26 protein-coding genes and 1 pseudogene are annotated in these 25,938 nt (G+C 55.6%); 10 read left to right on the top strand and 17 right to left on the bottom strand.

Translation table 11 applies throughout. The annotated features are described in order from the left end of the window. Positions 1-14: 14 nt before the first annotated feature. Positions 15-1,523 (bottom strand): anion permease, encoded by a 1,509-nt coding sequence (locus LDK53_RS00375; protein ID WP_014884418.1) that lies wholly within the window; start codon positions 1,521-1,523, stop codon positions 15-17. A gap of 610 nt (positions 1,524-2,133) precedes the next feature. Here LDK53_RS00375 and LDK53_RS00370 point away from each other — a divergent pair. Next, positions 2,134-4,914: a flavocytochrome c gene (locus LDK53_RS00370; protein WP_225283024.1), complete on the top strand. Its 2,781-nt coding sequence runs from the start codon at positions 2,134-2,136 to the stop codon at positions 4,912-4,914. Positions 4,915-5,002: 88 nt separating this feature from the next. Next, on the top strand, positions 5,003-5,965 hold the full coding sequence (locus tag LDK53_RS00365; protein WP_225283022.1) for an FAD:protein FMN transferase: 963 nt from the start codon (positions 5,003-5,005) through the stop codon (positions 5,963-5,965). On the opposite strand, the gene dcuR is transcribed toward LDK53_RS00365, so the two are convergent. Further along, positions 5,946-6,665, bottom strand: a complete 720-nt coding sequence (gene dcuR / locus LDK53_RS00360) for a two-component system response regulator DcuR (protein WP_025759484.1) — start codon at positions 6,663-6,665, stop codon at positions 5,946-5,948. The two genes, LDK53_RS00365 and dcuR, sit on opposite strands and share 20 nt — an antisense overlap. After that, the gene (locus LDK53_RS00355; protein ID WP_059385103.1) at positions 6,662-8,278 is read right to left on the bottom strand and encodes a sensor histidine kinase; all 1,617 of its coding nucleotides are present in this window, start codon (positions 8,276-8,278) and stop codon (positions 6,662-6,664) included. Before LDK53_RS00355 ends, dcuR begins: the two co-directional genes overlap by 4 nt. A gap of 165 nt (positions 8,279-8,443) precedes the next feature. Here LDK53_RS00355 and LDK53_RS00350 point away from each other — a divergent pair, with 165 nt between their 5' ends. Continuing rightward, the gene (locus LDK53_RS00350) at positions 8,444-9,307 is read left to right on the top strand and encodes an N-acetylmuramic acid 6-phosphate etherase (RefSeq protein WP_059385102.1); all 864 of its coding nucleotides are present in this window, start codon (positions 8,444-8,446) and stop codon (positions 9,305-9,307) included. Positions 9,308-9,360: 53 nt separating this feature from the next. Here LDK53_RS00350 and ompC read toward each other — a convergent pair whose 3' ends face one another. After that, the gene (ompC, locus tag LDK53_RS00345; protein ID WP_225283020.1) at positions 9,361-10,467 is read right to left on the bottom strand and encodes a porin OmpC; all 1,107 of its coding nucleotides are present in this window, start codon (positions 10,465-10,467) and stop codon (positions 9,361-9,363) included. A gap of 285 nt (positions 10,468-10,752) precedes the next feature. Between ompC and LDK53_RS00340 the strand changes: the two genes are divergently transcribed. From LDK53_RS00340 to LDK53_RS00330, 3 genes are all read left to right on the top strand, one after another. Beyond that, the gene (locus LDK53_RS00340; protein WP_095441699.1) at positions 10,753-11,454 is read left to right on the top strand and encodes a phosphohydrolase; all 702 of its coding nucleotides are present in this window, start codon (positions 10,753-10,755) and stop codon (positions 11,452-11,454) included. A 61-nt stretch (positions 11,455-11,515) separates the two neighbouring features. Then, positions 11,516-12,931: a DNA cytosine methyltransferase gene (locus LDK53_RS00335; protein WP_047958994.1), complete on the top strand. Its 1,416-nt coding sequence runs from the start codon at positions 11,516-11,518 to the stop codon at positions 12,929-12,931. Next, complete coding sequence (locus LDK53_RS00330; RefSeq protein ID WP_126800851.1) at positions 12,912-13,403, top strand: very short patch repair endonuclease; 492 nt, start codon at positions 12,912-12,914, stop codon at positions 13,401-13,403. Before LDK53_RS00335 ends, LDK53_RS00330 begins: the two co-directional genes overlap by 20 nt. Here LDK53_RS00330 and yedA read toward each other — a convergent pair. Further along, a complete protein-coding gene (gene yedA, locus LDK53_RS00325; protein ID WP_025759478.1) occupies positions 13,375-14,289 on the bottom strand; it encodes a drug/metabolite exporter YedA in 915 nt (304 codons plus the stop codon). The genes LDK53_RS00330 and yedA overlap by 29 nt on opposite strands. A 178-nt stretch (positions 14,290-14,467) precedes the next feature. Between yedA and LDK53_RS00320 the strand changes: the two genes are divergently transcribed. The 3 genes from LDK53_RS00320 to dgcQ all read left to right on the top strand — a co-directional run bounded on the left by LDK53_RS00320 (position 14,468) and on the right by dgcQ (position 17,408). Further along, positions 14,468-15,379 carry a DUF808 domain-containing protein gene (locus tag LDK53_RS00320; protein ID WP_025759476.1) on the top strand — a complete coding sequence of 304 codons (912 nt, stop codon included), beginning with the start codon at positions 14,468-14,470 and terminating at the stop codon, positions 15,377-15,379. A gap of 78 nt (positions 15,380-15,457) precedes the next feature. After that, entirely contained in the window at positions 15,458-15,640 is a 183-nt protein-coding gene (locus tag LDK53_RS00315) for a YodC family protein (protein ID WP_025759475.1), read from the top strand. A gap of 67 nt (positions 15,641-15,707) precedes the next feature. After that, positions 15,708-17,408: a cellulose biosynthesis regulator diguanylate cyclase DgcQ gene (gene dgcQ, locus LDK53_RS00310; RefSeq protein WP_025759474.1), complete on the top strand. Its 1,701-nt coding sequence runs from the start codon at positions 15,708-15,710 to the stop codon at positions 17,406-17,408. Here the strand turns inward: dgcQ and LDK53_RS00305 are convergent. Both LDK53_RS00305 and yodD read right to left on the bottom strand, forming a co-directional pair. After that, positions 17,393-18,193 carry a mannosyl-3-phosphoglycerate phosphatase-related protein gene (locus LDK53_RS00305; protein WP_225283018.1) on the bottom strand — a complete coding sequence of 267 codons (801 nt, stop codon included), beginning with the start codon at positions 18,191-18,193 and terminating at the stop codon, positions 17,393-17,395. The genes dgcQ and LDK53_RS00305 overlap by 16 nt on opposite strands. 301 nt (positions 18,194-18,494) lie before the next feature. After that, complete coding sequence (yodD, locus tag LDK53_RS00300) at positions 18,495-18,722, bottom strand: YodD family peroxide/acid resistance protein (protein ID WP_013097742.1); 228 nt, start codon at positions 18,720-18,722, stop codon at positions 18,495-18,497. 136 nt (positions 18,723-18,858) lie between these two features. On the opposite strand from yodD, the gene dsrB reads away from it, so the two are divergent. Then, positions 18,859-19,047: a protein DsrB gene (gene dsrB / locus LDK53_RS00295; protein ID WP_008500312.1), complete on the top strand. Its 189-nt coding sequence runs from the start codon at positions 18,859-18,861 to the stop codon at positions 19,045-19,047. A gap of 107 nt (positions 19,048-19,154) precedes the next feature. Here dsrB and rcsA read toward each other — a convergent pair whose 3' ends face one another. The 10 genes and pseudogenes from rcsA to fliJ all read right to left on the bottom strand — a co-directional run bounded on the left by rcsA (position 19,155) and on the right by fliJ (position 25,930). Continuing rightward, complete coding sequence (rcsA, locus tag LDK53_RS00290; protein ID WP_013097740.1) at positions 19,155-19,778, bottom strand: transcriptional regulator RcsA; 624 nt, start codon at positions 19,776-19,778, stop codon at positions 19,155-19,157. A 239-nt stretch (positions 19,779-20,017) separates the two neighbouring features. Further along, positions 20,018-20,858: pseudogene (gene fliR / locus LDK53_RS00285) on the bottom strand (flagellar biosynthetic protein FliR). A 7-nt stretch (positions 20,859-20,865) separates the two neighbouring features. Beyond that, on the bottom strand, positions 20,866-21,135 hold the full coding sequence (fliQ, locus tag LDK53_RS00280) for a flagellar biosynthesis protein FliQ (protein ID WP_008500315.1): 270 nt from the start codon (positions 21,133-21,135) through the stop codon (positions 20,866-20,868). Between the two features lie 9 nt (positions 21,136-21,144). Continuing rightward, complete coding sequence (gene fliP, locus LDK53_RS00275; RefSeq protein ID WP_008500316.1) at positions 21,145-21,882, bottom strand: flagellar type III secretion system pore protein FliP; 738 nt, start codon at positions 21,880-21,882, stop codon at positions 21,145-21,147. Beyond that, positions 21,882-22,256 carry a flagellar biosynthetic protein FliO gene (gene fliO, locus LDK53_RS00270; protein WP_025759468.1) on the bottom strand — a complete coding sequence of 125 codons (375 nt, stop codon included), beginning with the start codon at positions 22,254-22,256 and terminating at the stop codon, positions 21,882-21,884. Before fliO ends, fliP begins: the two co-directional genes overlap by 1 nt. Positions 22,257-22,258: 2 nt before the next feature. Beyond that, the gene (fliN, locus tag LDK53_RS00265) at positions 22,259-22,672 is read right to left on the bottom strand and encodes a flagellar motor switch protein FliN (protein ID WP_025759467.1); all 414 of its coding nucleotides are present in this window, start codon (positions 22,670-22,672) and stop codon (positions 22,259-22,261) included. After that, complete coding sequence (fliM, locus tag LDK53_RS00260) at positions 22,669-23,673, bottom strand: flagellar motor switch protein FliM (RefSeq protein ID WP_008500320.1); 1,005 nt, start codon at positions 23,671-23,673, stop codon at positions 22,669-22,671. Before fliM ends, fliN begins: the two co-directional genes overlap by 4 nt. Before the next feature lie 4 nt (positions 23,674-23,677). Next, positions 23,678-24,148, bottom strand: a complete 471-nt coding sequence (fliL, locus tag LDK53_RS00255; protein WP_021241388.1) for a flagellar basal body-associated protein FliL — start codon at positions 24,146-24,148, stop codon at positions 23,678-23,680. A 106-nt stretch (positions 24,149-24,254) separates the two neighbouring features. Continuing rightward, complete coding sequence (gene fliK / locus LDK53_RS00250) at positions 24,255-25,490, bottom strand: flagellar hook length control protein FliK (protein ID WP_225283016.1); 1,236 nt, start codon at positions 25,488-25,490, stop codon at positions 24,255-24,257. Beyond that, a complete protein-coding gene (gene fliJ, locus LDK53_RS00245) occupies positions 25,487-25,930 on the bottom strand; it encodes a flagellar export protein FliJ (protein WP_014170734.1) in 444 nt (147 codons plus the stop codon). Before fliJ ends, fliK begins: the two co-directional genes overlap by 4 nt. Between the last annotated feature and the right edge of the window lie 8 nt (positions 25,931-25,938).

Genomic DNA, 25,938 nt, shown 5'->3' with positions numbered 1-25,938 from the left:
CCGGCGGTCAGGAATCAGAACATCATGGACATCCACGGATAACCAATCAGCAGCAGGGCTGCCAGGAAGATGGCACCGAAGATCGTGCCGAGGCGCCAGTAGTCTTTGGTTGGCAGGTAGCCGCTACCATAGTAAATCGGGCTTGGACCCGTACCGTACGGGGTGATGATCCCCATTACACCCAGCGAGGTCACCATCAGCAGAACGAAGACTTCCATATTCATCCCCGGAATGGTGGAAGCGATGGTCAGCATCGCTGGCAGCAGCGCCGTGGTATGCGCGGTGGTGCTGGCAAACAGGTAGTGCAGCAGGTAGAACGCCAGCAGCAGCACGATGGTGGCAACGCCCGGCGAGATACCGCTCATCAGCAGACCGCCTTCTTTACCCAGCCAGCTGATAAAGCCGGTAGAGGAGAGGCCGTCCGCCAGCGCCACCAGGGTGGCGAACCAGACGAAGGTGTTCCACGCGGCTTTATTACCGGTGATATCGTTCCACTCCAGCACGCCGGTCCACAGCATCAGACCCACGATGAGCAGGGCGGCCATCGCCGGTTCAATCCACGCGGCAGCGAAGATCCACATCAGCAGGGCACAGCACACGAATACCAGCAACAGAATTTCATTGCGGGACAGTTTGCCCAGTTTTTCCAGCTCGCGGGTCGCCCACAGCGGCACTTCATTATTCACTTTGACTTCAGGTGGGTAGAACCAGTAGGCCAGCAGCGGCATGGTCAGAATCAACAGGATGCCCAGCGGCAGGAAGGCCAGGAACCAGGTCCCCCAGGAGATATCAATCCCCACTGTACTTTTCACCAGCGCCAGCGCCAGCAGGTTCGGCGCAAGGGCGGAGAGGAACATTGAACTGGTGATACAGGCCGCGGTGATCGCCACCCACATCAGGTATGAACCAATTTTACGCGCGCTTGGGTCGTTCGGTTTTGAACCGTACAGCGGCGGCAGGTTAGCGATGATCGGGTAGATGGTCCCGCCGCTGCGCGCGGTGTTGGACGGGGTAAACGGTGCCAGCAGCAGGTCCGCGAAGGTAATGGCGTAACCGAGCGTCAGGCTGCGACGGCCGAGATACTTCACCAGAATCAGCGCCAGACGGCGACCGAAGCGGGTTTTGTCGTAGCCTGCGGCAAACATAAAGGCACCGAAAATCAGCCAGACGGTCGAGTTACCAAACCCGCTCACCGCCCATTTAAAGGAGGCGCCAGCCAGCTTGAATTTCGGGTCGGCCAGCTGATCGGGGCTGAACAGCACCCACTGGCTGCAGAGCGCAATCGCCACGACGCCGGTCAGGCCGATCACCGCGCCCGGCAGGGGTTCGAAGATCAGGCCGACGATCACGCCAACAAAGATAGCGAAGTAGTGCCACGCGTAAGGCGGCAGACCTTCCGGTACCGGAACAAACAGCAGCAGTACGGCGACAATGACGGGCAGTGCCATCATCAGCAGTCGTTTTGCTTTTCCATTTGATGCCTGGTTCGCCACAGGGGGCGTTACAGCAGTTTTTGTATTCATAGTTTCACGTCTTAAGTTGTCAAGAATTCGGTCGCAGTGAAAAGACAAATTCGCTTTCTTAAGTTTCTTTGCTTTTTTTAGTTATTAAAGGTGCAATTTTGTATTTTCAGTAATAGCGATTTAACGCATTTTTGATTGCGCTAAATTAAAAATTGATGATGTTTTTATATTGCGCTTTTGGATGCCATAACTATTGATCGCGATCAAAAAAAGAGAATTACAGCGTTATTTTTGTGCTTTTATTAATAACCATTCAGGCGTATGTGGGTATTAGGTAATTTCTTAAGTGCTTTTATCAAGCTTGTAACAATTGCGCAGTGGGTAATTTTGTATTTGATTGAAAAATATAGATTTTTGTTGTTAACGGTGAAATGGTCTTACCTTTAAAAATTTAACGGATTTTAAATTAATGTGAATACCTGAATCACAATCGCTAACACCAATGTGTTATTAATGTTATCGAAGGGATTAAATAGTTTATTAACTAACGTAATAGCTTTAGAAACTAAAAAAATCATTATATTAATATCATGACATCGGCAAATAACGACGAAATAAAAAACCAATCCGATAACGAATTCTTAATTTTTAAAAGTTTGGAGTTTCTATTATGAGCACTAACGAACGCATTCTGACTCCCTTCACATTACCGAATGGTACTGAACTGAAAAACCGTTTGTTAATGGCACCAATGACCACCTGTACCGGCTATTACGATGGCACGGTCACCAGCGAGCTGGTGGAGTACTACCGGGCCCGTTCCGGCAGCATTGGGACCATTATTGTGGAGTGCTGCTTCGTCGACGATCTCGGTCTCGCTTTCCCGGGCGCGATTGGCATCGATAACGACGAGAAAATCGCCGGGCTGGCGAAAATCGCCGAGGCGATTAAATCCAAGGGTTCGAAAGCCCTGCTGCAGATCTACCACGGCGGCCGTATGGTTGACCCGAAACTGATCGGTGGCCGCACGCCGGTGGGCCCAAGCGCCGTCGCTGCGCCGCGTGACGGTGCGGCCACACCGGTTGCGCTGACCGCTGAAGAAGTGGAAGGCATGATCGGCAAGTTTGGTGAAGCAGTGCGCCGCGCCATCCAGGCCGGTTTCGACGGCGTGGAAATTCACGGGGCAAACACCTATCTGATTCAGCAGTTCTACTCGCCAAACTCTAACCAGCGCGACGACGAGTGGGGCGGCAGCCGCGACAACCGCGCCAGATTCCCGCTGGCGGTACTGGACATTACCCACAAAATGGTGCGCCAGTACGCGGACGACGCGTTCATTATTGGCTACCGTTTCTCCCCGGAAGAGCTGGAAGTCCCGGGGATCCGCTTTGAAGACACCATGTACCTGCTGGAAAAACTGGCGGCGCGCGGTGTGGACTACCTGCACTTCTCCGTGGGCGCCACCCTGCGTCCTTCCATCGTAGATACCCAGGACCCGACGCCGCTTATCGAAAAATACTGCGCCATGCGTTCTGAAACCCTGGCACAGATCCCGGTCATGGGCGTGGGCGGCGTGGTGAATGCTGCCGATGCCTGTGAGGCGCTGGACCACGGTTACGATCTGATCGCCGTCGGCCGCGCCACCATTGCTTACCCGGACTGGACTGACCGCATCGCGGCCGGGGAAACCCTGGAGCTGTTTATGGACAGCACCAAACGCGAGGCGCTGAGCATTCCTGAACCGCTGTGGCGTTTCTCGCTGGTGGAAGCAATGATCCGCGACATGAGCATGGGCGAATCGAAATTCAAACCGGGCACGTTCACCGAGAAGGTGCAGGACGAGGCGAACGAGCTGGTGATAAACGTCAGCCTGGAAACCGATCGCATCGCCGATATTGAGCTGGCCTCTGGCCCGGGTGACGACGTTGAGTTTGTCACCAGCTTTGAAGAGATCCGTTCCCGCATTCTGGATGCCAATACCCCGCACGTGGACGCCATCACCGGTGCCACCAGCCAGAGCGAGGCGGTGAAAAAAGCGGTCTCTAAAGCGATGCTGAAATCCAGCAAAGCGCGGGCCGCAGAAGAGGGTGTCGACCCGAATGAGACCCGCAGCGTGGATGTGGTAGTGGTCGGCAGCGGCGGTGCCGGTCTGGCCGCGGCCATCCAGGCGCATGACGAAGGGGCGAGCGTGCTGATCGTCGAGAAAATGCCTACCATCGGCGGGAATACCATTAAAGCCTCTGCCGGGATGAACGCCGCAGAGACGCGCTTCCAGCGGGTGAAAGGCATTCAGGACAGCAAAGAGCTGTTCTACCAGGAGAGCCTGAAAGGGGGCGGTAACAAGAACAACCCTGAACTGCTGCGCCGCTTCGTGGAGAATGCGCCACAGGCGATTGAGTGGCTGGCTACCCGCGGCATTATGCTGAACGACATCACCACCACCGGCGGGATGAGCATTGACCGTACCCACCGTCCAAAAGACGGCTCTGCGGTCGGCGGCTATCTGATCAGCGGTCTGGTGCGTAACGTCAACAAACGCAACATCGAGGTGATGCTCGATACCTCCGTCAGCGACATCATCTTTGAGAACGGTGAAGTGACCGGCGTGCGTCTGACCACCGAAGAGAACGAAACGATCACCGTGGCCACCAAAAGCGTGATTGTCGCCACCGGCGGCTTCAGCGCCAACAGCCAGATGGTGGTGAAATACCGTCCGGACCTCGAAGGTTTCGTGACCACCAACCACAAAGGGGCGACCGGTGGCGGTATCGCACTGCTGGAGCGTATCGGTGCCGGCACGGTGGATATGGGCGAGATCCAGATCCACCCGACCGTTGAGCAGAAAACCTCGTATCTGATTTCCGAATCCATCCGCGGGGGCGGGGCGATTCTGGTGAACCAGCAGGGGAACCGCTTCTTCAATGAGATGGAAACCCGCGATAAAGTCTCGGCGCAGATCATCGCGCTGCCGGAGAAATACGCGTACATCGTCTTTGACGAGCATGTTCGTGCTAAAAACAAAGCCGCGGATGAGTACATTGCCAAAGGTTTCGTGACCAGCGCCAGCTCGCCAAAAGCCCTGGCAGAGGCGCTGGGAATGGATTATCACGCGTTCCTGGCCACTCTGGAGCGTTACAACGGCTTTGTGGAAAAACAGCACGATGACGACTTTGGCCGTACCACCGCGCTGCGTGCGCCGATCAACGAAGGGCCGTTCTACGCCATTCAGATTGCGCCGGGCGTGCACCACACCATGGGCGGCGTGACCATCAACACCGATACCTGTGTGCTGGACAGCAACCACAACGTGCTGCCAGGGGCGTTTGCCGCCGGTGAAGTGGTTGGCGGGATCCACGGCGGTAACCGTATCGGCGGTAACGCGGTGGCAGATATCATTATTTTTGGTACCCTTGCCGGACATCAGGCGGCGATGCGTTCGAAAAGAATGTAAGGCTCCTGTTCTGTAAGCCGGATGCGCGCATCCGGCACTCTCCCCGGCGGCGTGGTGCTGGCCGGGGCGATATCTGAGGAGACATGCCATGCCTGATGACACCCGCGTCTACAGTTACTCCGCCGTCCTGATGGGCTCGCTCATCCTCCTGAAACTCTTCTCTCATGACGAAGCCCTCGCGTCCCGCGTGTTTCGCCTGATCAAACAGTACGAAGATCTGCTCACCGTCAACCGAGCCCACTCGCAGGTAATGGATATCAACCATGCTGCGGGGCTGCATCCGGTCAGCGTCAGCCGTCCGGTGTTTGAGCTGATTCGCTGCGCGAAAGCGGCAAGCCTCCTTAAAGACAGTGCGTTTAACCTGGCCATCGGCCCGCTGGTGAAGCGCTGGAAAATCGGGTTTCGCGGCGATAGCGTACCGCCAGCCGATGAGATTGCGACCCTGCTTGCGATTACCCGTCCTGAGGATGTGGTGCTGGATGACGCCAGCAGCAGCGTGTTCCTGACCCGGGCAGGCATGGAGATTGATCTCGGGGCCATAGCCAAAGGCTATATCGCCGACAGGGTGCGGGATTACCTGCGCAAAGAGGGCGCTGAACTTGGGCTGATCAACCTCGGGGGGAATATCCAGACGTTAGGCTCGCCGGAAGGGGGCTGGAGCGTAGGGCTTAAAAAACCGTTTGCCGGTGATGAACTGATCGGCGCCATGACGGTAGAGAACCGCTCCGTGGTGACGTCCGGCACCTATGAGCGCTACTTTGAACAAAACGGCAAACGCTATCACCACATTCTCGATCCGCGCAGCGGATACCCGCTGGATAACGAACTTGACAGCGTGACCATCATTTCGACAGATTCCATTGATGGCGATATCTGGACCACGCTGATGTATGGCATGGGCGTGGAGAAGGGCTGTGCGGCCCTGCGCTCGCGCCCCGATATTGAAGCTATTTTTGTCACCAAAACAAAAGAAGTGGTGCTCTCTTCAGCGCACCACTTCCGTTTTACCCTGCTGGATAACGACTACCGCGTTACTGACAGTACTGCTTGAGCAGGCCCGTCTGCTCCGGCTGGAGACGATAACGATACACCGGACGCCCGGTGGCGCCGTAGTGAATGCTGGTGAACAGGATATTGATCTGCGCCAGCCAGATCAGGTATTTACGGCAGGAGACGCGGGAGATATTCACGGCACTTGCCAGGTCATCGGTGGAAAACTCGGTTTCCGGATGGGCGTCAATCCACTGGCAGATCGTCCGCAGCGTCTGCGGCGTTAACCCTTTCGGCAGCTTTTTGTTATCCGCCAGTTCCGGCGCCCCGCCGTGGATCAGCCGGTCAACGTCCGCCTGCTCATAATACTGGTGCGAGCCCATCAGGCTGTGCTTTGCCTTCCAGCTGTTCAGCGCCTCTTCAAAGCGCGGGAACTGGAACGGTTTAATCAGATAATCCACCACGCCGTAGTGGATAGAGGTCTGAATGGTCGCGGCATCGGCAGCCGAGGAGATCATGATGACATCAATCGGACGACCGGATGCGCGGATAACCGGCAGCAGATCCAGCCCGTTGTCCTGCTGCATATAGACATCCAGCAGCACCAGATCCACCGGCTGATTCGGGTCGTTAATCACGGCCTCGGCCTGGTTCAGCGTGGAGGCGACGCCGCAGCAGCTAAAGCCTTCAACACGGTTGACGTACAGACGGTTGAGGTCGGCTACCATGGCGTCATCATCGACAATTAATACATTTATCACGCGATATTCCTCTCGCTATCCCAGGGGATGTGAACAAAAAATTGGGTAAATACGCCAGGTTCAGATTCGACGGTAATGTCTCCGCCGAGGTTCTGAATTTGCTGACGGGCAAGGAACAGCCCAACGCCGCGGTTTTCACCTTTTGTTGAGAAGCCTTTAGTAAAAATAGTCTCCAGCTGGTCGGGATCAATACCCGGACCGTCATCGCTGACTTCGCAGCTGAGCCAGCCGTTCTGATAGTGCAGCAGCAGGGTGATCTCACCTTCCGGCTGGCCTTCCATCGCGTCCAGCGCGTTTTCAATTAAGTTGCCGAGCACGGTGACCAGCACCGCGACCTGCTCTTCGCTGGCGGTATCCGGTATCTGGCATTCATCTGCGAGGGTGAGGGTGATCCCGGCCTCTTTCGCCCGGTTGATTTTACCCAGCAGGAACCCGGCGATCACCGGGGATTTCACCTTGCTCTGGATGGTGCCAATGTCGGTCTGATAATTATGCGCCGTCTGCAGGATGTACTCTTCCAGCTTGTCGTAGCGCTTAATGTTCAGCAGACCCAGGATCACATGCAGCTTGTTCATAAACTCGTGCGTATGGGCGCGCAGGGCGTCGACGTAATTGACCATGCCGTCGATACGCTGCATCAGCTGGCTGATCTCGGTTTTATCGCGGAAGGTGGTGATGGCGCCTATCACCCGATCCTGGCTTTTCACCGGCACCATGTTGCACAGCAGCAGCCGCCCGTTGCAGCTGATCTCCTGATCCTGACGCGCAACGCCCGTTTTTGACACATCCCGCAGGCTGGCCAGCAGGGGAGCGCTGGCGTTTTCGCTCTGCTTGCCGGAGGGCAGGAGGAGTATCTCTCTGGCGGTGTGGTTGATCATCGTCACGCGCCCGTGAATATCGACCGCCAGTACCCCTTCACGCAGCGACTGCAGCATTGCCTGGCGCTGTTCAAACAGGGCGGATATTTCGTAAGGTTCGAGTCCGAACAGGATGCGTTTGAGGACCCGCACCAGGCCCCAAATCGCCATAGAACTCATAAAAATACTGAACAAAATGGTCCAGACGGCGTTGAGTCGCCCACGGGAAATCTGATCTTCCACTTTTTTGAGGGAGATACCGACCACGACCACACCGATCTGTTCGTGCTGGCTATCATAGACGGGCGTAAAAACGCGCAGCGCTTCGGCGAGGGCGCCACGGTTAACGGAGACGTTCTCTTTGCCTTCCAGAGCCGGGTTCAAATCATCGCCGATAAAATGCAGCCCCAGCAGCGCCTCGTTCGGGTGTGAATAGCGGATCCCGCGCATATCGGTGACCACGGTGAACAGCAGATCGTTTCGTTTCGTCACCGCCTGGGCGATGGGTTGAATAATATTCTCCTGCGGTGCCTGCATCAGGCCGCGCTGGATCTCGGGGCTATCGGCGAGGGTGCGGGCAATGCCGAGCGCGGTGTCTTTGACATCATCGCGTGTTGCCCGGGTGATCTGCACCGAATAGAGCGCAAAGACCACCAGCAGGACTGAACCGATAATCGCGCACACCATCAGCGTGACCAGCGTATTGAGTTTCATGGGGCGCTTGCGCGTCGGAAGGAAAGGCTGCAAATCGCTCATCAACACTCCGCGATGATAAAGAAAGGGGGTAATTATCGCCGATGACGCGCTTTTCTTAAAGCCATGTAAAAGCGAGGATTGGGTCCTCTTTTCGTGACCCCCCTCGCAGGTCATCTATATAAAACACTTTATAGTGTGTGGGTACTCATAATAAGGAGGCTGTTTATGAGCATTATGCTTACCGGTTCGGTCAAGGAAAGACGGCACGCCAGCACGATGAATATTGATAGATTGTCCACGCTGGACATGCTGAAAGTCATTCACCAGGATGATGCACTCATTTCTGCTGCCATCACCCCTTGTTTACCTGCGCTTGCCCGCGTGGTGGATAACGCCGCCGCGACCCTTAACCACGGGGGACGCCTGGTGATTGTCGGCGCGGGGCCGTCGGGCTGCGTCGCGCAACAGGTCGCCGATGACTATGCGCCGGGCAAAACCCCGGTGATTGCCGTGACGCCGCAAGAGGGGGAAGGGAGTTACGAGCGCGGTGTAGCCGACCTGCAGGCCATCAACTTTGGTGAACACGATATGATGCTGGCGGTGAGCGTCAGCGGAAAAACGCCGTGGGTCTGGGGCGCCATGCGGCATGCCTGGTCGCTGGGTTCGCCGGTGGCGATTATAACCAGCGATGCGCAAAGTGAAGCAGCACTGCTGGCGAGCATGGTCATCGCGCCAGAGTTGGGGCCTGACGTTGTGGCTGGTTATCTCAACACCAAAGCCGGGATTGCGCAAAAAATGATCCTCTCGATGATCGCCACCGGGCTGGCCGTTCGTACCGGGCGCGTCTACAGCAACCTGCGCGTGGATCTTGAGGCAAGCAATACCCACTGGGCGGAACGGCAAATCGCCATTGTGATGGAAGCGGGGGGATGCACCCGGGCGCAGGCAAAAGCGGCGCTGGAAGCCTGTAACCACCACTGTAAAACGGCGGTACTGATGGTGCTGACAGGGCTGGATGCGTGGAAAGCCCATGAGCTGCTGGCGCAGAATAACGGGTTTATCCGCGTGGCGCTGCAGGAAGCGCCGTAAGATCTTCAGAAAGAAAAAAGGCCGCGATTGCGGCCTTTGGTGTTTATGGGGGGTTAGAACTGGTAGACCAGACCCAGTGCTACGATGTCATCGGTGCTGATGCCATTCGCCGCGTAGAAATCGTCATCTTCATCCAGCAGGTTGATTTTGTAGTCAACATAGGTGGACATGTTTTTGTTGAAATAATAGGTTGCACCCACATCCGCATATTTCACCAGATCTTTATCGTTACCGTAGAACGAATTCAGATCCTTACCTTTAGACATCAGGAAAGAGACTGCAGGGCGCAGGCCGAAATCAAACTGATATTGTGCGGTAACTTCAAAGTTCTGGGTTTTGTTTGCTACAGCAAAATCGCCGTAAGGCGTCATATTGCGGGTTTCCGCATACATGGTCGCCAGATAAATATTGTTGGCATCGTATTTCAGGCCTACAGTCCAGACGTCAGCCTTATCACCGCCAGCAGTTGTTTTGGTCACCTGGTCGTTGGTACGGTCAGATGAGGCATATGCTGCAGCGGCATTGAAGCCCATACCGAAATCGTAGGAAGTTGAAACACCCCAGCCATCACCGTTCTGCTTGCGCACATCACGACCGTTGTTGGTACCTTCCTGATCGTTAGACGCGCTTTCATTATTCCCCTGATACTGAACAGCGAAATTCAGGCCTTCAGCCAGGCCAAAGAAACCGTTGTTGCGGTATGTCGCCACGCCGTTTGCACGACCGGTCATAAAGTTGTCGGTATAGGTGTAGGTATCGCCGCCGAACTCAGGCAGCATATCGGTCCAGCCTTCAACGTCGTAAACCACGCCGTAGTTACGACCATAGTCGAATGAACCGTATTCACCGAATTTCAGACCGGCGAAACCAAGACGAGTCCAGGACTGGTTGCTTGATTTCTCAGTATTGTTGGCCTGAATATTATATTCCCACTGACCATAACCAGTGAGTTGGTCGTTGATTTGCGTTTCGCCTTTGAAGCCCAGACGAACGTAACTCATGTCGCCATCGGAACCCGTGTCGTCAGAGAAGTAGTGCAGACCATCAACTTTGCCGTACAGATCGAGTTTATTGCCGTTGTTGTTATAAACCTCAGCCGCATTTGCTGCGCCAGACATTAATAATGCGGGTACAAGAATAGCCAGAACTTTTCTTTTCATTATATATTCCCTTGAAAGATAATTTATATGAATATATGTAATCACTCTCCGCAATTACAGCGTCGATACTATTCCAGCTATTGATTTTTAGTTTCAAAAATAAATGTAATTAAATCCGTTTAAATATTGCAAAATATTTCTATCAATCTCTTTATTTTTCTTGTGAATTAATTGTTTGATTTAATACGGTGTAATTATTATTAAGTATTTCGAGCTTCTATTTATTAATTCATTCAATTAGGTTGTGTTATAGTTCAGGCTCATATTTCACGACAGGGCATCACGATGGAACTGACGCAGTGGCAGCAGCGTTTTGAGCGCTGGCTCGACGAAAACCACACTTCTGACGATGCTGCGCATGATATTTCGCACTTTCGTCGCGTCTGGAAAACGGCGCAAAAAATCATGTCTCGCCAGACCGCCGATCCGCTGGTGGTCCTGACCGCCTGCTATTTCCACGATATCGTTAGCCTGCCGAAAAACCACCCCGAACGCAGTCAGTCATCGCAACTGGCCGCGCGCAAAACCCGCGACATTCTGCAGCGCGATTTCCCGGATTTCCCCTCGGAGCACTATGCAGGCGTTGCACATGCCATTGAGGCGCACAGCTTCAGCGCCGGGATCGCGCCGCAGAGCGTGGAAGCCAAAATTGTCCAGGATGCTGACCGGCTGGAAGCACTAGGGGCTATCGGCCTCGCGCGCGTCTTTGCCGTCTCGGGCGCACTGGGCGTGGCGCTGTTTGACGCAGACGATCCCTTTGCCGATGCGCGTACGCTTGATGATCGGGCATTTGCCCTCGACCATTTTCAGACCAAACTGCTGCGTCTGCCTGATACCATGCAAACGGAAATGGGCCGCGAGCTGGCACGGCACAACGCTGATTTCCTGATCCAGTTTATGGCGAAACTCAGCGCTGAATTGCATGGCGACTGCATCGGGCTGGATAGCCAGGTGATGAACCGCTTCCGTCGCAGTTTGCATGAATGAACTGTGGTAATCTGTCTCCAGTCTTTATTCTCCGGTTAAAAGAATGCAGGAAAAACGATCAGTGACTGAGCCCGCGCCTGAGCAGGCTGAGAAATCAACGGCAACGGTGCAGGCGTTACTGCGTCAGCTGTTGGATATCTATGATGCTAAAACGCTGGCCAATCTGCTGGTGGCGCACGGTGAGAACCACTGGAGCCCGGCCATTCTTAAACGGCTGGTGACCAGCGAGCGGGCAGGGCGTCGCCTGAGTGAAGGCGAGTTTCGTTATCTGCAAAACCTGCTTCCACGTCCTTCCGCTGCGCACCCGAACTATGCCTTCCGCTTTATCGATCTGTTCGCCGGTATCGGCGGCATTCGACACGGCTTTGAAGCTATCGGGGGTCAGTGCGTGTTTACCAGCGAGTGGAACAAACATGCCGTGCGGACCTACAAGGCCAACTGGTATTGCGATCCGCAGGCGCATCATTTCAACGCCGACATCCGCGATGTCACCCTGAGCCATAAAAGCGGTGTCAGCGATGAACAGGCCGCCGAACATATTCGCCAGACCATCCCGGCGCATGATGTGCTGCTGGCTGGCTTCCCGTGCCAGCCTTTCTCGCTGGCCGGCGTCTCAAAAAAGAACGCCCTCGGACGCGCCCACGGTTTCGCCTGCGATACCCAGGGAACGCTGTTTTTTGACGTAGCCCGTATCATTGACGCCCGTCGCCCGGCCATTTTCGTGCTGGAAAACGTTAAGAATTTAAAAAGCCATGACGGCGGGAAAACCTTCCGCATTATCATGCAAACGCTGGATGAGCTGGGTTATGACGTGGCCGATGCCCAGGACATGGGCGCAGATGACCCAAAAATCATTGATGGTAAACATTTCCTGCCCCAGCATCGCGAACGCATCGTGCTGGTGGGTTTCCGCCGCGATCTCAATCTGAAGGGCGATTTCACCCTGCGGGATATCCCGTCTCTCTACCCCGAGCGCCGTCCCACCGTGGCCGACCTGCTGGAGCCTGTCGTTGACGCGAAGTTCATCCTCACCCCGGTGCTGTGGAAATACCTCTACCGCTATGCCAAGAAACATCAGGCGAAGGGCAACGGCTTCGGCTTCGGGATGGTAGATCCGAACGATCCGCACAGCGTGACGCGCACGCTCTCCGCGCGTTACTACAAAGACGGCGCGGAAATCCTTATCGACAGAGGCTGGGACAAGGCGCTGGGCGAAAAAGATTTCGACGATCCGCTCAACCAGCGACACCGTCCGCGACGCTTAACGCCGCGGGAGTGCGCCCGGTTGATGGGCTTTGAGACGCCACAGGGTTATCGCTTCCGCATTCCGGTTTCGGACACCCAGGCGTACCGCCAGTTTGGCAACTCGGTAGTGGTGCCGGCGTTCGCGGCCGTGGCAAAACTGCTGGCCTCGCGCATCAGACAGGCGGTGGCACTTCGTCAGGGTGAGGCCGTCAATGACGGATGTTCACAATAAGGCGACGCGCAGTAAAAACATGCGTGCCATCGGCACGCGTGACACCGCCATAGAAAAGCGCGTGGCCGCGCTGCTGACGCAGGCGGGGTTTGACTTCCGCGTGCAGGATGCCGCCCTCGCGGGGCGCCCCGATTTCGTCATCGACGCCTGGCAGTGCATCATCTTTACCCACGGCTGTTTCTGGCATCATCACGACTGCTACCTGTTTAAAGTCCCGGCGACGCGCACCGACTTCTGGCTGGAAAAGATTGGCAAGAACGTTGAACGCGACAGGCGGGATCTGACCACGCTGATGGCGCAGGGCTGGCGGGTGCTGATCGTCTGGGAGTGTGCGCTGAGAGGCAGATTAAAGCTGAACGACGTTGAACTGTCGGAACGGCTGGAAGAGTGGATCTGCGGCGGCGGTCAGACCGCGCAGATCGACACGCAGGGGATTCACCTGCTCACGGTTTCTCCGCCTCGCAAGGCGTAACGACCGGTTTTGCTGGCAGCAAATATTTGCCCAGGGTGACCAGCACGACGGCAAACACAATGATCCCCAACGCCAGCCATTCAACGGCAGAGAGCGTTTCCCCGCCTAATCCCGTGCCGAGCAGTACGGCCACCACCGGGTTAACGTAGGCGTAGCTGGTGGCAACCGCCGGGGAGACGTTGCGGATCAGGAACATGTAGGCGTTAATGGCGATGATTGAGCCAAACAGCGCCAGATACCCTACCGCGAGAAAGCCCGACAGGTCCGGCAGCGTGGTCAGCTTTTCTCCCGTCAACGCCGAGGCGAGCAGCAGAACAATCCCCGCGGCGAGCATCTCAATTGCGCCCGCCATCATGCCGGTGGGGAGCGTGATACGTGAACCGTATACCGAGCCAAACGCCCAGCTCATGGAGCCTATCAGGATAATCACTGCGCCCCACGGATTCCCGCTCAGGTTCCCGCCGCTGTTGAGCAGAATAATACCGGCGAGTCCGATACCAATCCCCAGCCATTCCAGCTTGCGGGTGCGGATGCCGAAAAGGCGGCTGAAGCAGAGGGTAAAGAGCGGCACGGTGGCAACGACCACGGCGGCGATCCCGGACGGCACGTTCTGGTGCTCGGCAATCGTTACAAACCCATTTCCTACCGCCAGCAGCAGCAGGCCGATTAGCGCGGCATTCAGCAGCGGACGCAGCGGGGGAAGCTTGTGGCCGCGCAGCAGCAGGAACGCGAGCAGCAGGACGCCTGCCGAAAGGAAGCGAATGCCCGCCATCATCAGGGGTGGCCAGCTTTCCACGCCGATGCGAATGACAAAGTAGGTTGAACCCCAGATGATATACAGCGAAAAGAGTGCCCCGATGAGCGGTAGCAATTGCCGGAAACGCATAATCCCTCACGACGAAATAAAAAGTTCGCTGATAGTAAACGCGAAAACTATCGCGCTGGCGAGCCCTTTAATTGTGTAGTTGATGTGAATTTTTTGTTGACGTGAGGAGCCTGTTTCCGGCTTTGTACTTTTGCTCCATACTATTCACTTAATTACCAAAAAATGAAGGATTAAGATTTTGGCAGGAAGTAGCTTATTAACATTGCTGGATGATATTGCCACCTTACTGGATGACATTTCGGTGATGGGGAAACTGGCGGCGAAGAAAACCGCCGGCGTGCTGGGAGATGATTTGTCGCTGAACGCCCAGCAGGTGAGTGGGGTGAGGGCCAACCGTGAACTGCCGGTGGTGTGGGGGGTAGCAAAAGGCTCCTTCCTCAATAAGGTGATTCTGGTGCCGCTGGCGCTGCTCATCAGCGCGTTCATTCCGTGGGCGATCACGCCGCTATTAATGATTGGCGGGGCATTTCTCTGCTTTGAGGGCGTCGAGAAGGTTCTGCACTCCTTTAGCGCGCGCAAGGAGAGCGATACCCCGGAGATGCGTCAGCAGCGTCTTGAAGCGCTGGCCGCTCAGGATCCGAAGACCTTCGAGCGTGATAAAGTCAAAGGCGCCATCCGCACCGACTTTATTCTGTCCGCTGAAATTGTCGCCATTACGCTGGGCATTGTCTCTGACGCGCCGCTCCTGAATCAGGTGCTGATCCTCTCCGGCATTGCCCTTCTGGTGACGGTAGGTGTCTACGGCCTGGTGGGATTGATCGTGAAGCTGGATGACATCGGCTACTGGCTGGAGACGAAATCGAGCGCGGTGGCGAAAGGCATCGGCAAGAGCTTACTGGTGCTGGCCCCGTGGCTGATGAAGAGTTTGTCCGTGGTGGGTACGCTGGCGATGTTCCTCGTCGGCGGCGGGATTGTGGTTCACGGCATTGCCCCACTGCACCATGCTATTGAACATTTCTCCGCCACACAGGGGGCGGTTGTCGCGGCGATGCTGCCCACGCTGCTGAATCTGGTGTTGGGCTTTATCATTGGCGCCATCGTGGTTGCGGCGGTAAAAGGGGTTGAGAAACTCCGCGGTACGTCGCACTAATTGTTACCCGGTGCGGGATGCAAAAAGACCATTCCTCGTCTAAATTGAAACAGTTTCACCCTGATACAGGAGGCAGGTATGGTCTTTTTGGTCAGTGATGAAGTTAAGCCGAAGAAGGGCGGTCCACGTATGATTGTGACCGGGTATTCCAGCGGAATGGTGGAATGTCGGTGGCATGATGGCTACGGCATCAAGCGGGAAGCATTCCGTGAAGATGAGCTTCAGCCGGGTGACGGACAGCACAAGCGGGACAAGGCTTAATCACGTAACGCCCGGCTTTGCCGGGCGTTTTTATCTCAGGGTGTAGGGCAGTGATCAGGGAGTGTGTGTGCAGCGCGATACCTTTGTTGTGAGACAATCTTTTTTGCAATGGCTGCATAAACGTAGCAATCCGGGGCTGATTGTTAATCTCTGTTTTATTGTCGTTCTGGTGTTTTCCACCCTCCTGACCTGGCGCGAAGTGGTGGTCCTGGAAGACGCGTACGTCTCCAGCCAGCGTAACCATCTGGATACGGTGGCCAGTTCGCTGGACAGACAGCTACAGAACAGCGTGGACAGGATGCTGTTGTTCCGCCAGGGCATGCGCGATGCCATCCAGACGCCTCTGGCCTTTGACGCTTTACAGAGTGCGGTGTCACGCTTCAATACTCTGCGCGTACTCCCCACCTGGCAGCTTGCCGTGGATAAAAAACGCACCCTGCCGATAAACGGGGTGTCCGATGCGTTCGTCGAAAAAACGACGCTTCTCAACCGCGACGCGGAGCGCATCAGCAATGAAATTTCTGCCGCGCTGGAAGTGGGGTATCTGCTCCGGCTGGCCTCATCGAGAGCGCAGACGGAATCGCGGGTGAACTACGTCTCCCGCGCCGGGTTTTATCTCTCTACCGACACGCCGGAGCAGGCGGGTGACATTACCTCCCGGTATTACCATCTGGTCACGCAAGCCTGGTTCACCGAGCAGTCAGAACGCAACAACCGCGCACGCGCGGTGCGCTGGTTTATCTCCACGCCCTCCGCATGGACCGGCGATGAACGCGCGATCACCGCCAGCGTCCCCATCTATTTTGATCATTACTGGTATGGCGTGGTGGCGATGGATTTTACACTGGGCACGATGCAACGCCTGCTGGCTGACGCGACGGAAGACAGAACGGAAGGGGAGTATCAGCTGTACGACACCCGGCTCAATTTGATTGCCACCTCTGCCCATGCGGGTAACCCGGTTAACCACTTTGACGAACGCGAAACGGCGCAGATTGCCCAGGCGATTGAACATGATACCGGCGGCGGCATCCGCCTCGGAAGCCGTTTTATTAGCTGGGAGCGGCTCGATCACTTCGATGGCGTCGTTCTGCGGATCCACACCCTGCATGAAGGGGTGCAGGACGACTTCGGCAGCATCAGTATTGTGCTGGCGCTGCTGTGGGCGCTGTTTACCGCCATGCTATTGATCTCGTGGCTGGTGATCCGTCGGATGGTAAGCAACATGTATACGCTTCAGCATTCGCTGCAGTGGCAGGCCTGGCACGATCCACTCACCCGGCTGAATAATCGCGGCGCGCTGTTCGACCGCGCGAAAATGCTGGCAGAAACCTGTCGCCAGCAGTCGCTGCCTTTCTCGGTGATTCAGATCGATCTCGACCATTTTAAAAGCATTAACGACCGTTTCGGCCATCAGGCCGGTGATAAGGTGCTGTCCCATACGGCGGGGCTGATTGCCACCGGATTACGCAAAAACGATGTCGCAGGGCGTGTCGGCGGGGAAGAGTTTTGTGTCGCCCTGCCGGGGATTAGTCTTGAGGAGGCGAGAGGGGTTGCGGAGCGTATTCGTTGTCGCATCAACAGCAAGGAGATTCTGGTGAAGAAGAGCACGACCCTGCGCATCAGCGCGTCGCTGGGCGTCAGCAGCGCGGATGAAAAGGGGAATTACGATTTTGAACAACTGCAGTCCGTGGCGGACGCCCGCTTATACCAGGCTAAACAGACCGGGCGTAACCGCGTTGTGTGGCGGGATCAGGAGAGGAAGTGATCCAGCCCTTCGTGCCAGCCCGCGGGACCGGGTTGTTGGGTGTGATAAACCCGCGCGGGATTATCGTCCCGTAGCGTGATGCCCAGACGGTTAATGCCTTTAATCACTACCGCGTAATCCATGCTATCCAGCAGCGGCGCATCATTGGGGCCATCACCGAGTCCCAGCGTCGTGGGTTCGATCGCTTCCTGCTCACGGTACTGTTCAATCAGCCAGTTAACCGCCACGTCTTTACCGCAGCGGGTGTCAAGAATATGCCAGAACCGCGCCCCCTGCAGACATTGCAGACCGCTACGCGCCAGCGCCTCTTCAAACTGGGCCATTTTCTCGTCGCTGTCGCGCCAGATGAGCGTGACCGAGGCTTCCTGCCTGCGGGCCAGCGCAGAGCGATAGCGCGTCAGGCCGGTCCACTCGCTGATAATGCGATCGTCCACGTCGTCAAAGGTGGTGAACTTAACGCCCGTCTCAAGGCGGATTTGCTCGATCCGCGGGCGAATATCCCGGTGTGACATTCCTCTAATCTGACGCGGCACCTTTTCCCACCGCACGTCAGGCTGAATAACCGCGCCGTTCTCGGCAATAAACGGCAGGCCTTCCAGACCCAGATCCTGCTGAATGTCCAGCATCTCGGCCGCCGTTTTGCTGCTACAGAGAATGAGCGGAACCTGGTTATCCAGCAGCCTGTCCAGCCAGGGCAGCGCGGGCTGCCACTCGTAGGTATGGATATCGAGCAACGAGCCGTCCAGATCGGAAAAAATCAGCAAGGGATCCCGCAGTGAAAGCATACAGACTCCTGGTAACGGTGGCGTCGCTTTCTAAGAAAATTCCTAAAAAATAGCCGGGATAAAAACCGGAACAATGAGAACGGACCCTGGCAAACCCGCATTCGGCGTATGTTGCTGCTCATAACCAAATTCATAATGCTGAAAATAGTATATTCATCATAAGAATATATGCTTGTCAGACAAATTCGTTGGGGATAGTGTGGCATGTACATCAGATTTCCTGGTGTAACGAATTTTCAAGTGCTTCTTGCAAAAGCAAGTTTTGATCCCGGCCATCCCCATGACCGGGATTTTTTTCGCCCTACCGATTGGCTTCAGACACGCTAAAGTCGTGTATATCCAGCTCGAAGGCCTCCGCCAGCTCACGATAGGTGTGATAGTCCCTTCCGTTGACAATGACGCGGTCCGAATTGTCGTCCGTCCGGCGGACTTCTGACTCACTGATCTCATTGATGGCGGCCAGCAGGGCATCGACATCCACCTCGACTTCGCGCTTGATGGTGTCGCTGTACTCTTTATCGGTCTTCATTACGGGGCTCCTCATTCAACCTTCAACGCGGTCCAACGGTAAGTATAGCCTGTGTATAAAAACGCCATTCACACCGGGCAGCGATGTGCGTTTTTGCGTTTTGTTCTACACTGGCTCAAAACCAGAGGAGGAATGTATGAAGGTCAACGATCGGGTCACCGTTAAAACGGACGGTGGGCCGCGCCGCCCGGGCGTGGTGCTGGCAATTGAAGAGTTTAGTGAAGGGACAATGTACCTGGTCTCACTGGAAGACTACCCGCTCGGCATCTGGTTTTTTAACGAACTGGGGCATCCGGATGGGATTTTTGTCGAGAAAGCCGACTAACACGGCGTCGGGTCGCGCTTCGCGAGCCCGACCGCCTGTACAAAAGCAAAAATCTCTGGCCAGGCCAGAGATCAAAGGTAGGGTGCACAGGGTCTTTTCTTAAGCGACTAACGCATGTTGACGAAAATCCCGTTCGTCACATTATCGGTCAGGCGTACCACGTGGTAGATCACTTGCTTATTATGCGTTTTAATTTTCCTTTTAATATTTCCTTTGTGTGACGAAACGGTTTTAGCTTTAATATTCATCTGGTCGGAGATCTGAATAGTTCCCTGACCCGCCATCCACATTCGCAGCATACTTGATTCAGTCCTGCTTAATGATAGGGTGGGTAAGTTAACCGCTCCTACATTTTTAACTTCTTTATTCAAATAATCACCCAGAATGTCATCCAGCGACTCGGGTTTAATCGATTTAGAACTGATCAATAAATTTTTACGGACCAACAAATACTCATCGAAATGGATATTTGCGATCGCCATAAAAACAATAAACAGGGTTTTTGGATGCTGATTAATGATTTGCTTAATGTGCTGACTGTTGGCTGGATCGTGAATGAAACAGTCCTCATTAATAAACACCACGCCTGGTTTGAGTTCGTCACAAGCGGCCGCGAGCTCTTCAACGGTGTGTGCATCGTTGATGTCTCTCTTTCTTACCCCTCTGCTTGCCAGGTACCCGGTTAACCCTAGCCGGGTGTAGCTGCATAAATCCATAATGATCGTTGACATGGCATACCCTCACTCAATGCGTAACGATAATTCACCATCTGCCTGAGAGCTCAAAACAGCCATACGGGATGGAAAAAAATAATAAACCTGTGAGCATGACAAAGACTTTCAGGCGGACTCACTATCCCGTAAAGTTACGTATAATTTGCCAGGAATCTTCTTAAAGTAAAGTAAATATTAAGTATTGTGAGGTGGTTAGAAACAATTAAACCGCGTCAGATATATCCTGGAAGATGTTTTTAAGGTTTTATTTTAGGAATATCCTCAGAAAGACAATAGCAACAGTGCGGGCTATTATTTACGAGGCAGCTCGCTGACAATATCCGCTAAGAGGTTGAATATCTCGCCGAATAAATGTTCACAGAACGGAGCGATAAGTGGCATCAGTAATGACATTAATAAAATTCCGACCGTCAGCGTCAGCGGAAAACCAATGACAAACACCGAAAGCTGCGGTGCCATTCTGTTCAGTAAACCTAACGCCAGGTTGACGGTCAGCAGCAGGGTGATGATCGGCAGCGCCAGCATCAGCCCGTTGAGGAAAATCAGCCCTGCAGCGCGGGTCAGCGCCAGAAACGCATTGCTGTTCACCGGATTTTCCCCAATCGGCAGCGTATGGAAGGTGTCCACCAGCATGGAGATGAGCCACAGATGACCGTTGAACGACAGAAACAGCAGCATGGCGAGCAGGTCGATAATGCGCGCCAGCACGGGCATGTTGAGATGGCTGCCGGGATCGACAAACGTGGCGAACGATAACCCCATCTGCAGGCCAATCAGCTCTCCCGCGGTACGCACGGCGGCAAACGCGAGCTGCATGGTAAAGCCGACGGCAACGCCAATCATCACCTGCTGCAGAGCCACCCACACTGCGTTCGCCGAGAAAATCGGGATCTCAACCGGGGGAAGGGACGGGGCGACGATAATTGAGATGATAATGCCCAGCCCCACTTTGACACGCTTGGGGATCGATTTCTCACTGAGGATCGGGGCAGTGGAGACCAGCGCCATAATGCGCAGCATCGGCCAGAAATAGACGCCGAGCCACTGAACCCACTGGTCGCTGGTGAAGTGCAGCATCGTCAGATCAGCCGATGATATACGGCAGGTTGGTAAACAGGTTGCGCATATAGTCCAGCAACAGGTTCAGCATCCACGGCCCGGCGACAATAATCGCCACGAACACGGCGATGATTTTCGGAATGAACGACAGCGTCATTTCGTTAATCTGCGTGGCGGCCTGAAGGATACTGATAATCAGACCCGTCACCAGCGCGACAAGCAGCAGCGGCGCGGCAACGGCAATGGCGATTTTCATCGCTTCCGTGCCCATCATCATGACCGATTCGGGTGTCATTGCCGTTCCTTAACTGTAGAAGCTCTGCGCCAGCGAACTGACCAGCAGCTGCCAGCCGTCGACCAGCACAAAGAGCATGATCTTAAAGGGCAGGGCGATGGTCGCGGGCGGCACCATCATCATCCCGAGCGCCATCAGCACGCTGGCGATCACCAGATCGATAATCAGGAACGGAATAAAGATGGTAAAGCCAATCTGGAACGCGGTTTTCAGCTCGCTGGTGACATAGGCGGGCAGAAGAATACGCATGGGTACCGCTTCCGGCCCCTGCAGCTCGCCGGTATTGGACAGACGGGCAAAGAGGGCGAGATCCGCTTCGCGCGTCTGGCGCAGCATAAATTCCCGCAGCGGCTGCGCGCCTTTATCCAGCGCCTCCTGCATGGAGATTTTATCTTCGCTGAACGGCTGATAAGCGTCGGTATAAATCTTATCGATCACCGGCGACATAATGAAAAAGGTTAAAAACAGCGCCAGCCCGAGCAGAACCTGGTTTGGCGGGGCGGACGGGGTGCCCAGGGCGTTTCGCAGCAGACCAAAGACGATGATGATGCGGGTGAAGCTGGTCATCATCAGCAGGATGGCCGGAATAAACGTCAGCGAGGTGATGAAAACCAGCGTCTGAACCGGAAGTGACCAGCTTTGGCCACCGCCCGCGAGCGGGGTAGATACCAGACCGGGCAGTTGCGCATAAACCGCGGGAGCAAACAGGCCAACGCCCGCAAGCGTCAGGGATAACAAACGGCGCATCAGGATCTCCCGGAACGCTTAAGCAAACTCTTCATGACGGACTGAAAATCCGCAGGGGCCTCTGCGCGCGCGTCCACCTCAACTGGGGCGGGCGGCAGTTTATGTAATACGTTGATGCTGGAGGCCGTGACGCCCAGGACCAGACGCGCATCTTCCACCTCGACGATGACCACGCGTTCACGTGGCCCCAGCGTGGTGCTGGCGCTGACTTTCAGACCGCGGGTGCCGGCGGTTTTACCCGCCAGACCAAAGCGCTTCGCCAGCCAGGCGGCGATAAGAATAAAGGCAATAATACCGAACAACGCCCCGCTCACCTGGAGCAGAGGTGAACCGGGGACGGCAGAAGGTTGCGATAGTGTTGCCTGGGTTTTCATGCTTAACGGCTCAGTCGACGCATACGTTCAGACGGGGTAATGATGTCGGTGATACGTACGCCGTATTTATCGGCAACCACCACTACCTCACCCTGGGCAATCAAATAACCGTTGATCAGAATATCCAGCGGCTCACCGGCCAGACCGTCAAGGGCGACCACGGAACCCTGCGTCAGGCGCAGCAGCTCTTTAATGGTCATCCGGGTGCGGCCCAGTTCAACGGTCAGCTTAACCGGGATGTCCATAATCAGGTCGATGTCCTGCAGCGTGCCGCTGACGTCACCGCCGCCAAGCTGCTGGAAGACGGCATCCGCCGCACTTTTGCTCGGGGTCGCTTTTTGCTCGTTTAACGCGTCAGCCCACAGATCGTCCAGTGCTCCGCTGTTTTCATCGGACGGATTGTTCATGTCACTCATTTGGGCTGTTCCTCATTCAGCGAATTCAAAATCGGGTTGATCAAGTGCTCAACGCGTAACGCATACTGACCGTTAATCGTGCCGTACTGGCTTGTCAGCACGGGGACACCATCCACATGGGCAATAATGCGGTCGGGTTTTTCTATCGGCAAAACATCACCGGGTTGTAATTTCAGGATCTGGGATAACCGCAGCGGGATATCGGCGAAGCTCGCCACCAGCTCAAGCTGTGAATGCTGGACCTGGCGGACCAGGTTTTCACGCCAGTTCTGGTCTTCGTTGCGGGAGTTCTCCAGCGGCGGGTTGACCAGCAGCTCGCGCAGCGGTTCGATCATGCTGAACGGCAGGCAGATGTTGAACTCACCTGTCAGGTTACCGATCTCCACGTGGAACGGGGTGTTCACGACGATATCGTTCGGGGAGGTGGTGATATTGGTAAATTTCACCTGCATCTCAGAACGGACGTACTCCACTTCCAGCGGGTTGATCGCTTTCCACGCGTCGCTGTAAGACTCCAGCGCCAGCTTCAGCATGCGGTTAATGACGCGCTGTTCGGTGTGGGTGAATTCGCGACCTTCTACTTTGGTCGGGAAACGCCCGTCGCCGCCGAACAGGTTATCCACCGCGATGAACACCAGGCTTGGGGAAAACACCACCAGACCGGTGCCGCGCAGCGGCTTCAGATGAATCAGGTTAAGGTTGGTTGGCACCGGCAGATTGCGGGCAAACTCATGATACGGCTGAATGCGGATCGCACCGACCGTGATATCCGGGCTACGACGCAGCAGGTTAAACAGCCCCATACGGAACTGACGTGCAAAACGTTCGTTAATGATCTCCAGCGCCTGCAGACGTTCACGTACCACGCGACGCTGGGTATTCGGGTCATAGGGGCGAATATCGCTATCGCCGCCAATACCCGGTTGCGGATCGTCACTCTTATCGCTGTCGCCGTTGAGCAGCGCATCGATTTCTGCCTGAGAAAGAATACTGTCGCCCATGTCGTTACCGCAGAATGAAAGCTGTATACAGAACGTCAGTGACTTCCTGCTTAGGTTGACCATTTACCAGCGGGGTCGCCAGCGTTTGTTTAATGGCATCGACCAGCTTTTGCTTGCCAACATCGGTGGCCAGCGCCGAAGCGTCCTGACGAGAGAACAGCAGCAGAAGGCGGCTGCGCACCTCCGGGAGATAATCATTCAGACGCGCGCGGGTGGCTTCATCCTTCAGGCGCAGCGTAATACCGACATACAGCACACGGTCCGCATCACCGAGATTCACGGTGAAGGTGTCCAGAGGGAAAAATACCGGCGCCGGCGGCGGTGCAGGTTCGGCCTTGGCCGCAGCGGTTGAAGGTTCCTGCTGCATACGCCAGTAACTATAGCCCGCGGTAGCGCAGGCGGCGAGCGTGATCAACACCAGCAGCGGGATCCAGATGGAACGCTTACTTTTTTTGGTGATAGCGGAGTCAGTCATCTGATACGAGCTTCCTGTTTCGGTACAGCTTAATAAGGTGATTATCCCGTGTCCTGCTGTCGTCAAAGCGTGGAAAAGACGGGGATAATCACGCTACCTCTGGCGTTTAGGCGAAGATGTCTACGGCACCGTTGCCGCGTGCGGCGGATTGCAGGGCCGCAGGGACAGGCAGAAGCTCATCGCTCTCTTCATTAAAACTGCCGGTGTTGCCGGAACGCGAAGCCTGATGCTGCTGGGAGGAGGACTGCTGCTGCCCGGCAAAGCTCTCGCTGCTGACGCTGCTTTGCGACAGCTGAATGCCGTTCTCCGCAAGCGAGGTCCGCAGAACCGGCAGGGCTGCCTCCAGTGCCGCACGGACATGGCTGTGGGCAGAAACCATCTGCAGCTGCGCCTGGTTATCATCCAGTTTAAGTGAAATCTGCACCTGCCCCAGATCTTCCGGGTGCAGACGCAGCTCCGCGGTCTGCTGGCCCTGCTTAGTGAACAGCGTGATGTGCTGGCTCAGGGATTGTTGCCATTCGTGGGTACCCAGCGGCTGACTTAACACCGGCGCGGTGGCAACGGTGGCGGCAGGCTGGCTGGTCGCATGGCTGGAGACGATCGGTGCCAGGGTGGCCGTCGGCGACGAGGAGGAGGATGAACTGGCGAGGTCCTGCTTCTCTGCGGTGGCGGTCACAACCGGTGCTGCCGGCGCGTTGGCAGGCAGCGCCGGATCGCTGTTTGTCATCTGCGTCTGGCTTTGATAAGGCGTCGTTATCTGCGCTTTTTCATGGCCGCCCTGCGCCGCGTTCAGCAACGGCTGGGTCGCACCGTTTTGGGCACGCGTCGCGGAGCCCAGCGCTGACGGTGCGGTAATATCGTTACGCTCTGTCGCCTGGACGGTGCGGGTCTGCTGGTGCGGCAGCATGGCCATTAGCGCGCTTAATCCGGCCAGCTCCTCTTCGCTCAGCTCGCTTTTGCCGTCATCTTTGCTGTTGACCGCATTGAGCGCTTTCAGGGCATCGCCCTTCGATACCGGCACCAGCCCGGAAACCAGCGTTTCAGGCGAGATGACAGGCGTAGCTTCCTCGCCATTCAGTGTCGGCTGACGCGCGAGCAGGTCAGCAATTTTAGCCTGCAGAGCGGTATCGCCTTTGGCGTCCTGAGCCACTTTAGAGAGCTTGCTGCCAGCAGCTTTCAGGTCCGCCAGGGTCAGCGGCGCATCGTTGCCCTTGCCCGTTGCCTCCGTCAGGGCGCCCGCCAGCAGAGAGAGAAAGTCTTGCGCACCCTCGGTGCCTTTTCCTGTCTGCGTGCCGCCTGCGAGCTCGCTGTCGCTCATCAGCAGTTGTTGCAGTGTGATCATTCCGGTTTCCTCATTGATGCGCGCTGGGCAAACTCATCCATTTTCTTCTGATCCAGACGGTTTTCCGCCAGGGTCGTTGCGGCGATCTGCCGGTCCTGTAAGGTCTGCCAGGCCTGCAGTCGCTGCTTCTTCTCACGCCAGAAATTCAGCGCAGTATCGACTTTTTGGGTCCACTGGTTCAGTTGCTGGCGATGCTGTTCTATCGCCTTCTCCAGCGTCTGGATAAACTGCTGATAGTTAATCCAGCGCTGGCTGCCAATGCCCTGTGTCATATCGGTATTGAGGTTGGTGCGATATTCATGCTGATAGTCGATTAACATCTTCAACTGTTCTTCAGCCTGCTGGCACCCGCGTCGCATTGCGCCAAGCTGCAATGCGGCATCATCAACTTCTTTTTCTGCCAGATCTTTCAGCGTTGATAACGCGCTGTTTTGCGCCATGACCTTCG

Source organism: Enterobacter sp. K16B, assembly GCF_020216105.1.
GTDB lineage: Bacteria > Pseudomonadota > Gammaproteobacteria > Enterobacterales > Enterobacteriaceae > Enterobacter > Enterobacter sichuanensis.
The sequence above is the reverse complement of the archived record's forward strand: the minus strand, read 5'-3'. Positions and strand labels throughout refer to the sequence as shown.